This is a genomic window from Marinobacter daqiaonensis, assembly GCF_900115285.1.
Taxonomy (GTDB): domain Bacteria; phylum Pseudomonadota; class Gammaproteobacteria; order Pseudomonadales; family Oleiphilaceae; genus Marinobacter; species Marinobacter daqiaonensis.
The window spans coordinates 1-15,765 of the sequence record NZ_FOYW01000005.1; the positions used below are offsets into that span (position 1 = coordinate 1).

13 protein-coding genes and 1 tRNA gene are annotated in these 15,765 nt (G+C 57.3%); all 14 read left to right on the forward strand.

From position 1 onward, the window contains the following. On the forward strand, positions 1–93 hold a 93-nt coding region (locus tag BM346_RS17735; RefSeq protein ID WP_207545791.1), incomplete at its 5' end, for an EF-Tu C-terminal domain-related protein. A 76-nt stretch (positions 94–169) separates the two neighbouring features. After that, a tRNA-Trp gene (locus tag BM346_RS17740) sits at positions 170–245 on the forward strand. 34 nt (positions 246–279) lie between these two features. Continuing rightward, the gene (gene secE, locus BM346_RS17745; RefSeq protein WP_092016564.1) at positions 280–648 is read left to right on the forward strand and encodes a preprotein translocase subunit SecE; all 369 of its coding nucleotides are present in this window, start codon (positions 280–282) and stop codon (positions 646–648) included. Between the two features lie 13 nt (positions 649–661). After that, the gene (gene nusG / locus BM346_RS17750; protein ID WP_092016567.1) at positions 662–1,195 is read left to right on the forward strand and encodes a transcription termination/antitermination protein NusG; all 534 of its coding nucleotides are present in this window, start codon (positions 662–664) and stop codon (positions 1,193–1,195) included. Between the two features lie 101 nt (positions 1,196–1,296). Further along, complete coding sequence (gene rplK / locus BM346_RS17755; protein ID WP_092016570.1) at positions 1,297–1,728, forward strand: 50S ribosomal protein L11; 432 nt, start codon at positions 1,297–1,299, stop codon at positions 1,726–1,728. A 1-nt stretch (position 1,729) separates the two neighbouring features. Further along, positions 1,730–2,428 (forward strand): 50S ribosomal protein L1, encoded by a 699-nt coding sequence (gene rplA / locus BM346_RS17760; RefSeq protein WP_092016574.1) that lies wholly within the window; start codon positions 1,730–1,732, stop codon positions 2,426–2,428. Between the two features lie 368 nt (positions 2,429–2,796). Then, positions 2,797–3,327 carry a 50S ribosomal protein L10 gene (rplJ, locus tag BM346_RS17765; protein WP_092016591.1) on the forward strand — a complete coding sequence of 177 codons (531 nt, stop codon included), beginning with the start codon at positions 2,797–2,799 and terminating at the stop codon, positions 3,325–3,327. Positions 3,328–3,366: 39 nt separating this feature from the next. Further along, positions 3,367–3,744, forward strand: a complete 378-nt coding sequence (gene rplL / locus BM346_RS17770) for a 50S ribosomal protein L7/L12 (RefSeq protein ID WP_092016577.1) — start codon at positions 3,367–3,369, stop codon at positions 3,742–3,744. Positions 3,745–3,988: 244 nt separating this feature from the next. Further along, on the forward strand, positions 3,989–8,065 hold the full coding sequence (gene rpoB / locus BM346_RS17775; protein WP_092016593.1) for a DNA-directed RNA polymerase subunit beta: 4,077 nt from the start codon (positions 3,989–3,991) through the stop codon (positions 8,063–8,065). A 76-nt stretch (positions 8,066–8,141) separates the two neighbouring features. Then, positions 8,142–12,356, forward strand: coding sequence for a DNA-directed RNA polymerase subunit beta' (gene rpoC, locus BM346_RS17780; protein WP_092016581.1), 4,215 nt, complete (start codon positions 8,142–8,144; stop codon positions 12,354–12,356). Positions 12,357–12,521: 165 nt separating this feature from the next. Then, positions 12,522–12,896, forward strand: coding sequence for a 30S ribosomal protein S12 (gene rpsL / locus BM346_RS17785; protein ID WP_008174844.1), 375 nt, complete (start codon positions 12,522–12,524; stop codon positions 12,894–12,896). A 111-nt stretch (positions 12,897–13,007) separates the two neighbouring features. After that, the gene (rpsG, locus tag BM346_RS17790) at positions 13,008–13,478 is read left to right on the forward strand and encodes a 30S ribosomal protein S7 (protein ID WP_092016584.1); all 471 of its coding nucleotides are present in this window, start codon (positions 13,008–13,010) and stop codon (positions 13,476–13,478) included. Between the two features lie 18 nt (positions 13,479–13,496). Then, positions 13,497–15,602 (forward strand): elongation factor G, encoded by a 2,106-nt coding sequence (gene fusA / locus BM346_RS17795; protein ID WP_092016588.1) that lies wholly within the window; start codon positions 13,497–13,499, stop codon positions 15,600–15,602. A gap of 35 nt (positions 15,603–15,637) precedes the next feature. Continuing rightward, positions 15,638–15,765, forward strand: a 128-nt coding sequence (locus BM346_RS17800) for a GTP-binding protein (protein ID WP_228704345.1), incomplete at its 3' end; no start/stop codon positions are given.

The window sequence follows — 15,765 nt, forward strand, 5'->3', positions numbered from 1 at the left end:
GCTCCGATCGCCATGGAAGATGGTCTGCGCTTCGCGATTCGCGAAGGCGGCCGTACCGTTGGTGCCGGTGTGGTTTCCAAGATCATCGAGTAATTATTCGATTGATCTGAAAGCGAAGGGGCTGCCTTTGGGTGGTCCCTTTGCTGCACCGCAAAAAAGGTTTCGGTGCAGGCCAGTAGCTCAATTGGCAGAGCAGCGGTCTCCAAAACCGCAGGTTGGGGGTTCGATTCCCTCCTGGCCTGCCATTTATCACACGTCTGGATACATAAGCTGATTCCTATGGAGTCAAAAGCCCAACAGTCGACCAGCCGCCTTGACATGCTCAAGTGGCTGGTTGTTTTTATTTTGATTGCCGTAGGTGTCGTCGGTAATCAGTATTTCAGTGGCGAATCAGTACTCTATCGGGTTCTGGGTTTGGTCGCGCTGGCTCTGGTTGCTGCGTTTGTCGCACTGCAGACCGATCGCGGCCGTCGCTTTGCGACACTGCTTAAGGAAGCCAGGGTCGAGATCCGCAAGGTGGTTTGGCCGACGCGCCCGGAATTGATTCAGACAACGGTGATCGTTGTCGTTTTCGTGCTCGTGGTCGCTCTGATTCTGTGGGGCATGGACTCGTTAATCGGTTTCCTGGTTCAAGGGTTCATCGGATAAGCAGGGGCAGGCAATGGCTAAGCACTGGTTCGTGGTTCAGGCGTATTCCGGGTTTGAAAAGCATGTCATGCGTTCGCTCAAGGAGCGTATTGCTCTGAATGGCATGGAAGACAAGTTCGGCGATGTGCTCGTTCCCACCGAAGAAGTTGTCGAGATGCGGGAAGGAAAAAAGCGCAAGAGTGAGCGCAAGTTCTATCCCGGATACGTGCTTGTCCAGATGGAAATGGACGACGCGTCGTGGCACCTTGTAAAAGATACGCCCCGCGTTCTCGGTTTCATTGGCGGAACCAAGGACAAGCCTGCGCCGATTACCGAGCGTGAGGCCGAGGCCATTCTTCGCCGCGTCGAAAGCGGTGTGGATCAGCCCAAGCCGAAAACGCTGTTCGAGCCAGGCGAGGTTGTCCGGGTCGTTGAAGGGCCGTTCGCTGACTTCAACGGCGTGGTTGAAGAAGTCGACTATGACAAGAGTCGGGTCAAGGTGGCTGTGCTTATCTTTGGCCGGTCCACTCCGGTTGAGCTGGAGTTTGGCCAGGTCGAAAAAGACTGAACAGCTGCCGGAAAACGAATGGCTCGCGCACGTTCGTGACGCGGGCTTTTTGTGTCTGAAACAGGGGAGCCGAAAGGCGATAGCACCCACAGGAGAACATCATGGCTAAGAAAATCCAGGCTTACATCAAGCTTCAGGTTGCTGCCGGTAAGGCGAACCCGAGCCCGCCCGTGGGTCCCGCGCTGGGCCAGCACGGTGTTAATATCATGGAGTTCTGCAAGGCGTTTAACGCTGCTACCCAGGAAATCGAGCCTGGCCTGCCGACTCCGGTTGTCATCACTGTGTACAGTGATCGCAGCTTTACTTTTATTACCAAGACTCCGCCCGCACCCGTTCTGCTGAAAAAGGCCGCTGGTATCAAGAGTGGCTCCGGCCGCCCGAATACCGAGAAGGTCGGCACCGTCACCCGCGAGCAGCTCGAAGAGATTGCCAAGACCAAGGATCCCGACCTGACCGCCGCTGATATGGATGCCGCCGTGCGCACCATCGCTGGTACCGCCCGTAGCATGGGCCTGAACGTGGAGGGTCTGTAAGATGGCCAAGCTGAGCAAACGTCAGAAGCTGATTCGTGAAAAAGTTGACTCCACCCGCGCTTACTCCGTCGAGGAGGCCGTTGCGCTGCTGGCCGAGCTGGGTAGCACCGTGAAGTTCAAGGAGTCTATCGACGTGGCAATCAACCTTGGCGTTGATGCCCGTAAATCCGACCAGGTCGTCCGTAGCAGCACGGTGCTGCCAAACGGAACCGGTAAGACCGTTCGGGTTGCTGTCTTTACCCAGGGTGCCAATGCCGAGAAGGCCAAAGAGGCGGGTGCGGATATCGTCGGCATGGATGACCTCGCCGATGAAGTCAAGAAAGGCAACATGGACTTCGACGTGGTCATTGCTACTCCGGACGCCATGCGGGTTGTGGGTCAACTGGGCCAGATCCTGGGGCCTCGTGGCCTGATGCCCAACCCCAAGGTTGGCACCGTAACCGCCGACGTCGCCAGCGCGGTCAAGAACGCGAAGGCTGGTCAGGTGCGTTACCGGACCGACAAGAACGGCATCATTCATACCCCGATGGGGAATGTCGATTTCTCTGCTCAGGCCATCAAGGAAAACCTTGAGGCCCTGATTGCAGACCTGAAAAAGGCCAAGCCTGCATCGTCGAAGGGCGTGTACCTGAAGAAGGTATCTCTGTCCTCAACGATGGGGCCCGGCCTGACTGTCGACCAGAGTTCACTGAACATCTGATCTCCGGTTGGCAGTAACTTTGTAGTCTAGGCGGAAGCCAAGGCTGTCAAAGACCGCAGGCCCCCGCGGCTCGCGCTTCTCCGGGAGCAGGGCCATAAGGGTTAAAGCAACGCCTGCGCAGACGGTGTGAAGACGTTCTCTCTGAACCCAAACACCGTTAGGCGCCCGTAAGGAAGCCGATCAGGGTCGTCGCGATCGACGGCCAGGTCAGGCGGAAAGGTTCGAATAAGTGCGGTGTACCGAAGGTATGCAGGCATTTTGAGATTCTTTCCGGTGACGCCTGGCCGAACAAAGCAGGACCTGAGGAGGCTTTCGGGGCAATGATGGGTTTGCCGGGAATACCCCTGGCGAAATCGAGGAGAAATCCAGTGGCAATTAGACTCGAAGACAAGAAAGCGATCGTCGCTGAAGTCAACGAGACTGCTGGTACTGCTCTGTCTGTTGTTCTGGCTGACTACCGTGGTGTTACCGCTGGTGACATGACGGCGCTTCGCGCCAAGGCTCGTGCGGAAAATGTGCGTCTGAAGGTTGTTCGCAACAACCTTGCAAAGATCGCCATTCGCGGTACCGAGTTCGAGTGCATCGATGAAGCTTTGGTCGGCCCGACCATCCTGGCGTTTTCTATGGAAGATCCTGGCGCCGCTGCGCGCCTGTTGAAGGATTTTGCCAAAGAGAAAGAGGCGTTTGAAATCAAAGGTCTGGCTGTCGGCGGTGAGCTGATGGGCGCAGAACAGATTGATCGCCTGGCCACGTTGCCGACGCTGCACGAAGCGCTGACACGACTGGCCATTGTCACACAGGCACCGGTTACCAAGCTTGTACGCACTCTGAACGACATTCCGGGCAGGGTTACACGCGTAGTAGCTGCAGTCCGAGACCAGAAGCAAGACGCTGCTTGATTCTGTTGAAAACCATTTTTTTATTTTTGGGAGAAAGTCATGGCTCTGTCTAAAGACGATATTTTGAATGCAATTGCCGAAATGAGCGTAATGGAAGTTGTTGAGCTCGTAGAAGCAATGGAAGAGAAGTTCAACGTTTCTGCTGCTGCCGCTGTTGCTGCAGCTCCGGCTGCTGCCGGTGGCGAAGCCGCCGCCGCTGAAGAGCAGACCGAGTTCAACGTTGTTCTGACCGGCCCCGGCGAGAAGAAAGTGAACGTAATCAAAGCCGTTCGCGAACTGACCGGCCTGGGTCTGAAGGAAGCGAAGGAAATGGTTGATTCCGCTCCGTCCACCGTTAAGGAAGGCGCTTCCAAGGACGACGCAGAAGCAGCCAAGAAGAAGCTCGAGGAAGCAGGCGCTTCTGTTGAGCTCAAGTAATCGCCGATTTCTGATCGGTTCCGTGCGTTAGCATGGGTAGGCTGGTGGCTACAGGCCACCGGCCTTTTTCTGTTGTATATATGCTATAGAGAGGGATGCAGTTGCTATAGTGATAGCTCTGTCTCCGTCACCTACAGCCAGAGTCTTGTTCAAGACAGCGCAGTATGCCGAGCAACTCGGCCCCGAAGCAGGTAAATGGTTGCTTCTTGATACCAGGTATCAGGTCTAAAGCTGGGGAATGCAGATGACTTACTCCTACACTGAGAAAAAGCGGATTCGCAAAGACTTCAGTAAATTGCCTTCCGTGATGGATGTCCCCTATTTGCTGGCTATTCAGCTGGATTCATATCGGGACTTCCTGCAAATGGAAGCCGCCGCTGCCGAGCGCCAGGAAACTGGTTTGCACGCAGCCTTCAAATCCGTATTCCCGATTGTCAGTTATTCTGGCAATGCGGCACTTGAGTACGTGAGCTACCGTATTGGCGATCCGGTTTTTGACGTCAAGGAATGTCAGCTCCGGGGTGTAACCTATGCTGCTCCCCTGCGTGTGAAAGTTCGCCTGATCATTTATGATCGCGAGTCTTCCAACAAGGCCATCAAGGACATCAAGGAACAGGAAGTCTACATGGGCGAAATGCCCCTGATGACTGAGAATGGTACGTTCGTGGTCAACGGTACCGAGCGGGTCATCGTTTCCCAGCTCCACCGGTCGCCCGGTGTTTTCTTTGATCACGACAAGGGCAAGACCCACTCGTCCGGCAAGTTGCTGTATTCAGCCCGGGTGATTCCTTACCGTGGCTCCTGGCTGGACTTCGAGTTTGACCCGAAAGATTCCGTGTTCGTCCGGATCGACCGTCGCCGGAAGCTGCCCGCCAGTATCCTGCTGCGAGCGCTGGGCTATACTTCCGAGCAGATGCTCGAGATGTTTTTCGACACCAGTAAGTTTGTAGTCGGCGAGGAAACGTCCAAGCTGGAGCTGGTTCCGAGCCGTCTGCGTGGCGATATTGCCACTTTCGACATCAAGGACAATGAAGGTAACGTCATTGTCGAGGAAGGGCGCCGTGTTACCGCCCGGCACATCCGTCAGCTTGAGAAGGCCGGCATCACCGAGCTGGAAGTGCCCACCGAATACCTCCACGGTCGTGTGGTTGCCCGTGACATGGTGGACACCAAAACCGGCGAAGTCCTGGTGGAGTGCAATACTGAAATTACCCCGGAAGTCATGGAGAAAATCCTTGGCGCCGGTATCACAGAGGTCGAGACTCTTTACACCAACGATCTCGATTGCGGTCCGTTCATGTCGGATACCATCCGCATCGATCCGACCCGCACCCAGCTTGAGGCGCTGGTGGAAATCTACCGGATGATGCGTCCGGGCGAGCCCCCCACCAAGGAGTCCGCTGAGAATCTCTTCAACAACCTGTTTTTCTCTGAAGAGCGCTACGATCTCTCCGGCGTCGGCCGTATGAAGCTGAACCGTCGCCTGGGTCGCGAGGAAAGCACCGGTGAAGGCACTCTGACCAACGAAGATATCATCGATGTTCTCCGGACTCTGATCGATATCCGTAACGGAAGCGGCAACGTCGATGATATCGACAACCTGGGTAACCGTCGGATCCGCTCCGTCGGCGAGATGGCTGAAAACCAGTTCCGGGTTGGTCTGGTTCGGGTCGAGCGTGCTGTACGCGAGCGGCTGAGCCTTGCCGAAAGCGAAGGCCTGATGCCTCAGGACCTGATCAACGCGAAGCCCGTTGCTGCGGCGGTCAAGGAATTCTTCGGTTCCAGCCAGCTGTCCCAGTTTATGGATCAGAACAATCCGCTGTCCGAGGTGACTCACAAGCGCCGCGTATCGGCTCTTGGGCCGGGCGGTCTGACCCGTGAGCGAGCCGGCTTCGAGGTCCGTGACGTCCATCCGACCCACTATGGCCGGGTGTGTCCGATCGAGACCCCGGAAGGCCCGAACATCGGCCTGATCAACTCGCTGGCGACCTATGCCCGTACCAACTCTTACGGTTTCCTTGAGAGTCCGTATCGGAAGGTTATCGAGGGTCAGGTTACCGATGAGATCGTTTACCTGTCGGCGATTGAAGAGAGCAACTTTGTTATCGCCCAGGCGAGTTCCGCGCTCACCGAGGAGGGCCGTCTGGCGGATGAACTGGTAACGGTTCGTCACCAGAACGAATTCACCGTGACACCGCCGGAAAACGTGAACTTCATGGACGTCTCTCCGCGGCAGGTTGTATCGGTGGCCGCTTCCCTGATCCCGTTCCTGGAGCATGACGACGCCAACCGGGCCCTGATGGGTTCGAACATGCAGCGTCAGGCTGTGCCGACACTGCGTGCCGACAAGCCGCTGGTGGGTACTGGTCTGGAGCGTATCGTGGCGCAGGATTCCGGTGTCTGTGTGACCGCGCGCCGTGGCGGCGTGATCGAGGATGTGGATGCGGGCCGTATCGTGGTACGTGTTCACGACGACGAGACCGAGGCAGGCGACGCAGGTGTGGATATCTATAACCTCACCAAGTACACCCGGTCGAACCAGAACACCTGTATCAACCAGCGCTCCATCGTCAACCAGGGTGATGTGGTTGCACGGGGTGATGTCCTCGCGGATGGTCCCTCTGTGGATCTGGGCGAGCTGGCTCTGGGTCAGAACATGCGTATCGCGTTCATGCCCTGGAACGGCTACAACTTCGAGGACTCCATCCTGATCTCCGAGAAGGTGGTGCAGGAAGATCGTTTCACCACGATCCACATCCAGGAACTGACCTGTGTGGCCCGTGACACCAAGTTGGGTAGCGAGGAAATCACCGCCGATATTCCGAACGTTGGTGAGAGTGCGCTGTCCAAGCTGGATGAGTCCGGTATTGTCTACATCGGTGCCGAGGTTGGCCCTGGGGACATCCTGGTGGGCAAGGTGACTCCGAAAGGCGAAACCCAGCTCACCCCTGAGGAAAAGCTGCTGAGGGCGATCTTTGGTGAGAAGGCGTCCGACGTCAAGGACACCTCCTCACGGGTTTCCGCCGGCACCCGCGGTACCGTTATCGATGTTCAGGTGTTCACCCGGGATGGTATCGAGAAGGATGAGCGTGCCCTGTCCATCGAGCAGGAGCAGCTGAATCAGTACCGGAAGGATTTGAAGGACGAGTATCGGATCGTCGAAGGGGCTACCTTCGAGCGTCTGACTGCCGCCCTGACCGGTCAGGAAGTCATCAGCGGCCCTGGGCTGAAAAAAGGCGCAGTGCTCGAGGAAGACTACCTGAAAGGACTGGAGCGCGATCAGTGGTTCAAGCTCCGCCTGAAGGACGAGTCCCTCAATGAACTTCTGGAAAAGTCCGAGCAGAGCCTTGAGGATCGCAAGAAAGAGCATGAGGAGCGGTTCGACGACAAGAAGCGCAAGCTTCAGCAGGGCGACGACCTGGCACCGGGCGTTCTCAAGATCGTCAAGGTCTATCTGGCCATCAAGCGCCGGGTGCAGCCGGGCGACAAGATGGCGGGCCGTCACGGTAACAAAGGTGTTATCTCTGCGGTCATGCCGGTTGAGGATATGCCCTACGATGACGACGGCAATCCGGTCGACGTGGTTCTCAACCCGCTGGGCGTACCCTCGCGGATGAACGTCGGACAGGTTCTGGAAACCCATCTGGGTGCCGCTGCGAAAGGTCTCGGTCGCAAGATCAATGAGATGCTTGAGCAGCAGCGCAAGGTCGCGGAGATTCGTGAGCTGTTGGGCAAGATCTATAACCACAGCGAGGAAGTGCCGCTGGTGGATCTGGACAGCCTGAACGACGATGAGATCGTCCAGCTTGCCAAGAACCTTCGTGGCGGCGTGCCCATGGCGACAGCGGTGTTTGATGGTGCCAAGGAAGCTGAGGTCAAGCACATGCTGGAGTTGGCCGACATCGACACCAGCGGCCAGGTCAGGCTGTACGATGGCCGCACCGGAGATGAGTTCGATCGCCCGGTGACCGTGGGCTATATGTACATGCTGAAGCTGAACCACCTAATCGATGACAAGATGCACGCCCGGTCTACCGGTTCCTATAGCCTGGTTACCCAGCAGCCGCTGGGTGGTAAGGCCCAGTTCGGTGGCCAGCGGTTCGGTGAGATGGAAGTCTGGGCCCTTGAGGCCTACGGCGCGGCCTACACCCTGCAGGAAATGCTGACCGTCAAGTCTGACGACGTGAATGGCCGCACCAAGATGTACAAGAACATTGTTGATGGTGACCACCGGATGGAGCCGGGAATGCCTGAATCCTTCAACGTTCTTGTCAAGGAAATCCGCTCACTGGGTATCGACATTGAGCTGGAGTCCGAGTGAGCCGAATCGTTTTTTGGCAGCGTGAGCGGGCACAACAGTGCCCGCCCGAGATTAACGCCATCCGGAGCTGTTACTGATGAAAGATTTGCTGAATCTTCTCAAGAGCCAGAACCAGAGCAAGGAATTTGACGCCATCCGTATCGGTCTGGCGTCACCTGACATGATCCGTTCCTGGTCCTTCGGGGAAGTAAAAAAGCCCGAGACCATTAACTACCGGACTTTCAAGCCCGAGCGGGATGGTCTGTTCTGCGCCAAGATTTTTGGTCCGATCAAGGACTACGAATGCCTCTGTGGCAAATACAAGCGCCTGAAGCACCGCGGTGTCATCTGCGAGAAGTGCGGTGTTGAAGTCGCGCTGGCCAGCGTTCGTCGTGAGCGCATGGGCCATATTGAACTGGCGAGCCCGGTGGCTCACATCTGGTTCCTGAAGTCCCTGCCTTCCCGTATCGGCATGATGCTGGACATGACCCTGCGTGATATCGAGCGGGTTCTGTATTTCGAGTCATTCATCGTCATCGATCCCGGGATGACCACCCTGGAGCGTGGTCAACTGCTGAACGATGAGCAGTACTATGAGGCTCTGGAAGAGTTCGGTGACGAGTTCGACGCCCGCATGGGTGCCGAAGCGGTCAAGATGCTGCTGGAAGATATCAACCTGCAGGAAGAGACTGACCGGCTGCGGGAGGAAATTCCCCAGACAAACTCCGAGACCAAGATAAAGAAGTTCACAAAGCGGCTGAAGATCCTGGAGGCGTTCCTGTACTCCGGTAACCGCCCTGGTGACATGATCATGACCGTGCTGCCGGTGCTGCCGCCTGACCTGCGTCCGCTGGTACCACTGGACGGCGGCCGGTTCGCCACTTCGGATCTGAACGATCTCTACCGTCGGGTCATCAACCGGAACAACCGTCTCAAGCGCCTGCTGGAGCTGAATGCTCCTGACATCATCGTGCGCAACGAGAAGCGGATGCTCCAGGAAGCCGTCGATGCGTTGCTGGACAACGGCCGTCGTGGTCGTGCCATTACCGGCACCAACAAGCGTCCGTTGAAGTCCCTGGCCGACATGATCAAGGGTAAGCAGGGCCGGTTCCGTCAGAACCTGCTGGGTAAGCGTGTCGACTATTCCGGTCGTTCCGTGATCGTGGTGGGTCCGTACCTGCGTCTGCACCAGTGCGGTCTGCCCAAGAAGATGGCGCTGGAACTGTTCAAGCCGTTCATCTTCTCCAAGCTTGAGCATCGGGGCCTGGCTACGACGATCAAGGCCGCCAAGAAGATGGTGGAGCGGGAAGAGGGCGTGGTCTGGGATATCCTGGACGAGGTGATTCGCGAGCACCCGATCATGCTGAACCGGGCACCGACTCTGCACCGTCTGGGTATCCAGGCGTTCGAGCCGGTGCTGATCGAAGGCAAGGCCATCCAGCTACACCCGCTGGTATGTGCGGCATACAACGCCGACTTCGACGGTGACCAGATGGCGGTTCACGTACCGCTGACCCTGGAAGCCCAGCTGGAAGCCCGGGCGTTGATGATGTCCACCAACAACGTGCTGTCTCCGGCGAACGGCGAGCCGATCATCGTGCCTTCCCAGGACGTGGTTCTGGGTCTGTACTACATGACCCGCGAGCGGAAGAACGCCCTCGGGGAAGGTCGCGTCTTTGCCGACGTCAAGGAAGTGCATCGAGCCTATGGCGCCGGTGCCGTAGACCTGCAGGCCAAGATCAAGGTCCGGGTCAAGGAAGTGACCTATGACGAGAACGAAGAGCTCAAGACCGAGTATGTGATCGTCGATACGGTTGTCGGTCGCGCGCTGCTGTTCGATATCGTGCCCGACGGCCTGTCCTACGATATCGTGAACCGGCCAATGACCAAGAAGGCGATCTCCAATCTGATCAACACCTGTTACCGGGTGGCGGGTCTGAAGGATACGGTCATCTTTGCCGATCAGCTGATGTACATGGGTTTCCATTACGCTACCGTGTCCGGCACCTCAATCGGCTTCAATGACTTCGAGATTCCTCCCGAGAAGTACATGCTGGTCGACGCGGCCACCGAGGAGGTGAAGGAAATCGAATCCCAGTACTCCTCCGGTCTGCTGACCCAGGGCGAGAAGTACAACAAGGTCATCGATATCTGGTCCCGTGCCAACGACAAGGTGTCCAAGGCCATGATGGACCGCCTCTCCCAGGAGCAGGTGGTCGATGCCGAGGGCAAGCCGGTCTTTGGCGAGGATGGTGAGCCGGTCATGCAGGAGTCATTCAACTCCGTGTACATGATGGCCGACTCCGGCGCCCGTGGCTCCCCCGCACAGATCCGGCAGCTGGCCGGGATGCGGGGGCTGATGGCGAAGCCGGATGGCTCCATCATCGAGACGCCGATCACTGCGAACTTCCGTGAGGGCCTGAACGTACTGCAGTACTTCATCTCCACCCACGGTGCCCGTAAGGGTCTGGCGGATACCGCCCTGAAGACCGCCAACTCCGGCTACCTGACACGTCGCCTGGTGGACGTTTCCCAGGATCTGGTTGTGACGGATGTGGATTGCGGCACCGAGGAAGGCCTGCTGATGACGCCGCACATCGAGGGTGGCGACGTGGTCGTGCCCCTTGGTGACCGGGTCCTCGGCCGGGTTACGGCTCGTGACGTGTTCACGCCGACCGACAAGGAGAACGCGGTAGTCGAGGCTGGCACCCTGCTGGACGAGAAGACCATCGAGGCGATTGAGCTTGCGGGCGTGGACGAGGTATGGGTCCGCTCCGCGATCACCTGTGAAGCTCGCCACGGAGTCTGCGCCAACTGCTATGGTCGAGACCTGGCACGGGGCCACCTGGTGAACGTGGGTGAGGCTGTCGGTGTTATTGCCGCCCAGTCCATCGGCGAGCCGGGCACCCAGTTGACCATGCGTACCTTCCACATCGGCGGTGCGGCCAGTCGGGCGTCCGCGGTGGACAGCATTCAGGTCAAGCACGGTGGGACGATTCGTCTCCACAACATGAAGTCCATCGAGAAGACCGATGGCTCCCTGGTTGTGGTGTCCCGTTCCTCCGCCCTTGCCGTGGCAGACGATCAGGGCCGGGAGCGTGAGTGGTACAAGCTGCCCTATGGCGCCATGCTCTCCGTGAAGAACGGTGACAAGGTCGATGCCGGCGCCGTGGTGGCGAAGTGGGATCCCCACACTCACCCGATTATCGCCGAGGGTGCTGGTAAGTCGCGCTTCGTGGGTATGGATCAGGGTATCACCGTACGTACCCAGACCGACGAGCTGACTGGTCTTTCTACCATCCAGGTGATTGATCCGAAAGATCGTCCCGCAGCGGGTAAGGACCTGCGTCCGGCCATCGAGATCCTCGACGAGAATGGAGAGGAAGTCAGCCTGCCTGGTGGTGCTCCGGCCCATTACTTCCTGCCGGCGGACGCTCTGGTGACCCTGTCTGATGGGGCCAATGTGGAAGTGGGTGACGTCGTTGCCCGTATTCCCCAGGAAAGCTCCAAGACCCGGGACATCACCGGCGGTCTGCCGCGGGTGGCGGATCTGTTCGAGGCGCGGCGCCCCAAGGAGCCGTCCATCCTGGCGGAAATTACGGGTACCGTGTCTTTTGGCAAGGAAACCAAGGGCAAGAAGCGCCTGGTGATCACCCCGAAAGACAGTGATCCGTATGAGGTTCTGATTCCGAAGTGGCGCCAGCTCAACGTGTTTGAAGGTGAGACCGTTGAAAAGGGCGAGGTTATCTCCGATGGCCCGTCCAACCCCCATGACATCCTGAGGCTATTGGGTGTGGTGGAGCTGGCGAAGTACATCACCAACGAGATCCAGGACGTTTACCGTCTGCAGGGTGTTGTCATCAACGATAAACACATCGAGGTTATCGTTCGGCAGATGCTGCGGAAAGTGGAGATCACCGATCCGGGAGAAACCAACCTGCTGGCCGGTGATCAGGTGGAATACAACCAGTTCCTGGATGCCAACGAAGCGGCCGTTGCGGCGGACAAGCAACCGGCAAGGGGCGAGCGCCAGTTGCTGGGTATCACCAAGGCCTCCCTGGCCACGGAGTCGTTCATTTCCGCGGCTTCGTTCCAGGAGACCACACGGGTACTCACGGAAGGCGCGGTTACCGGCAAGCGCGATTTCCTCCGCGGCCTGAAGGAAAACGTTGTTGTGGGTCGTCTGATCCCGGCGGGTACCGGCCTGGCGTATCACAACGAGCGTCGCCGCAAGCGTGAGCTGGAAGAACAGGGTGTTACCGCAGAGGATGTGGTGGAGGCCCTGAGCGCCGAGCTTAACCGCGAGGAGTAAGTGCGGCGGTCTGACCCCCGGGAACTACGGATCCCGGGTTGGTTAAAAAGAAATCAGTCGTCTTGACTGACCGGGGACGCGGGCTTACACTTGCGTCCCTTAATTTTTACCCCCGTTCTTCGGGGGTAAGTTTCATTGAAATGGTTTTTTTTGGAGTTTGCTTACATGGCAACGATCAACCAGTTGGTACGTAAGCCTCGTAAACGCAAGGTGGCCAAGAGCGATGTTCCTGCTCTGCAGGCTTGCCCGCAGCGTCGGGGTGTATGCACACGTGTATACACAACCACGCCGAAGAAGCCGAACTCTGCACTGCGTAAAGTGTGTCGTGTTCGTCTGACTAACGGTTACGAGGTTTCCTCATACATCGGTGGTGAAGGTCATAACCTTCAGGAGCACAGCGTTGTGCTGATCCGTGGCGGTCGTGTTAAAGACCTTCCCGGTGTGCGCTATCACACTGTTCGCGGAACACTGGACACCCAGGGTGTGCAGAACCGTAAGCAGGGTCGCTCCAAGTACGGTGCAAAACGACCCAAGTCCTGATGTCCCTGTTGGGTGTCTTTTATCGTTGCTATTGACGATAAGAGTAAGGCTGAGTAGCCGGTTGGCTATCTCAGGGGTTCCTGAAGACCTTAATTTTAAAAGGGCTTATCGATGCCTAGAAGAAGAGTTGCAGCAAAACGGGAAATTATCCCGGATCCGAAATTCGGCAGTTCACGTCTTGCCAAGTTCATCAATCACGTGATGGAAAGCGGTAAGAAGTCCGTTGCCGAGCGCATTGTTTATGGCGCGCTCGATATCGTGGCCGAAAAATCCAAGGAAGAGCCGATCGAACTGTTCGAGAAGGCCCTGGAGAACATCCAGCCGATGGTCGAGGTTAAATCCCGTCGTGTGGGTGGTGCTACCTACCAGGTGCCTGTAGAAGTACGGCCTTCCCGTCAGAACGCGCTGGCCATGCGCTGGCTCGTCGAATACTCGCGGAAGCGTGGTGAAAAGTCCATGGCTCAGCGTCTGGCAGGTGAGATCCTGGATGCCGCTGACAGCAAGGGCGCTGCTGTTAAGAAGCGTGAAGATGTTCACCGCATGGCAGAAGCCAACAAGGCGTTCTCTCACTTCCGTTTCTAATCAGCCGAGGTTTATACAGTGGCACGCAAGACACCTATCAAGCGTTACAGAAACATCGGTATCTGTGCTCACGTGGACGCGGGTAAAACCACGACCACCGAGCGGGTACTGTTCTACACCGGTATTTCCCACAAGATCGGTGAAGTTCATGATGGCGCGGCCACCATGGACTGGATGGAGCAGGAGCAGGAGCGGGGCATTACCATCACTTCCGCCGCAACCACCTGTTTCTGGCAGGGTATGGACAAGCAATACCCTGAGCATCGTATCAATATTATCGACACCCCGGGACACGTTGACTTTACCATCGAGGTAGAGCGTTCGCTGCGGGTTCTGGATGGTGCCGTGGTCGTTTTCTGTGGTTCCTCCGGTGTGGAGCCCCAGTCCGAGACCGTATGGCGTCAGGCCAACAAATACGAAGTGCCCCGGATGGTGTTCGTCAACAAGATGGACCGTGCCGGTGCCAACTTCCTGCGCGTTGTGGACCAGATCAAGAATCGTCTGGGCGCGACCGCCGTTCCCATTCAGCTGCCGATCGGCGCCGAAGAAGACTTCGCCGGCATCGTCGACCTGATCCGTAACAAGGCGATTTACTGGAACGAAGAGGATTCCGGTGCGACCTACGATCAGCGGGATGTGCCCGCGGAGATGGTCGATGAAGTGGCCATGTACCGTGAGCAGATGATGGAAGCGGCTGCTGAGGCCAACGAAGAGCTGATGGAGCGCTACCTCGAAGAGGGTGAGCTGGGCGTCGACGACATCAAGAAGGGTCTGCGCATGCGTACCCTGGCCAACGAGATCGTTGTTGCCACCTGTGGCTCTGCTTTCAAAAACAAGGGTGTTCAGGCGGTTCTGGATTCCGTTATCGAATTCCTGCCAGCGCCGGACGAAGTCAAGGCCATCCGCGGTGAAATCGACGAAGACGGCACCGAAGAGACCCGTCAGGCTGACGACGACGCTCCCTTTGCGGCTCTCGCGTTCAAGATTGCCACAGACCCGTTTGTCGGTACCCTGACCTTCTTCCGTGTCTATTCCGGTAAGCTCGAGTCCGGCAGTGCGGTATACAACTCTGTGAAGCAGAAGAAAGAGCGTGTCGGCCGTATGGTGCAGATGCACTCCAAGGACCGTCAGGAAATCAAGGAAGTACTGGCGGGTGACATCGCTGCCGCGATTGGACTGAAGAGTGTGACCACCGGTGACACCCTGTGTGATGAGAACCACAAGATCGTTCTTGAGCGCATGGAGTTTCCGGAACCGGTTATTTCTGTGGCGGTTGAGCCGAAGTCAAAGGCGGACCAGGAGAAGATGGGCGTCGCTCTGGGCAAGCTCGCTCAGGAAGATCCCTCATTCCGGGTCCGTACAGACGAGGAATCCGGCCAGACCATTATTTCCGGTATGGGCGAGCTGCACCTGGACATCATCGTTGACCGCATGCGGCGCGAGTTCAAGGTTGAGGCCAATATCGGTAAGCCTCAGGTTGCCTATCGTGAGCGGATTCGTAAGTCCGTAGACGTGGAAGGTAAGTTTGTTCGTCAGTCCGGTGGTCGTGGTCAGTATGGTCACGTCAAGATCAAGCTTGAGCCGCTTCCCCTGGATGATGAAGATGGCGAAAACTTTATCTTTGTGAACGAAATTGTTGGTGGTGTGGTTCCCAAGGAATACATCCCGGCGGTTCAACAGGGTATTGAAGAGCAGATGCAGAATGGCTGTCTCGCAGGCTATCCGCTGCTGCGTATCAAGGCCACCCTGTACGACGGCTCCTACCACGAGGTTGACTCCAACGAGATGGCGTTCAAGGTGGCCGGCTCCATGGCCATGAAGAAAGGTGCCCTGGAAGCAAGCCCGGCCCTGCTTGAGCCAATCATGAGAGTGGAAGTGGTAACACCTGAGGACTACATGGGCGACGTGGTTGGCGATCTCAACCGCCGTCGTGGTGTCATTCAGGGTATGGATGAAGGCCCTGCGGGCAAGATCATCCGGGCAGAAGTTCCGTTGTCGGAAATGTTCGGTTACGCCACTGACCTGCGTTCTGCAACACAGGGTCGGGCGTCTTATGCGATGGAGTTTTCCGGCTACTCAGAGGCTCCTTCGAACATTGCCGATGCGATCATTAAAAAGGGTTGATCCCCAGGACTTGAGAAACAGGAAGAGGTGTAACCGTGTCCAAAGCTAAGTTTGAACGTAACAAGCCACACCTGAACGTGGGCACCATCGGTCACGTTGACCATGGTAAGACCACTCTGACCGCGGCCCTGACCCGCGTATGTCACGAAGTGTGGGGTACAGG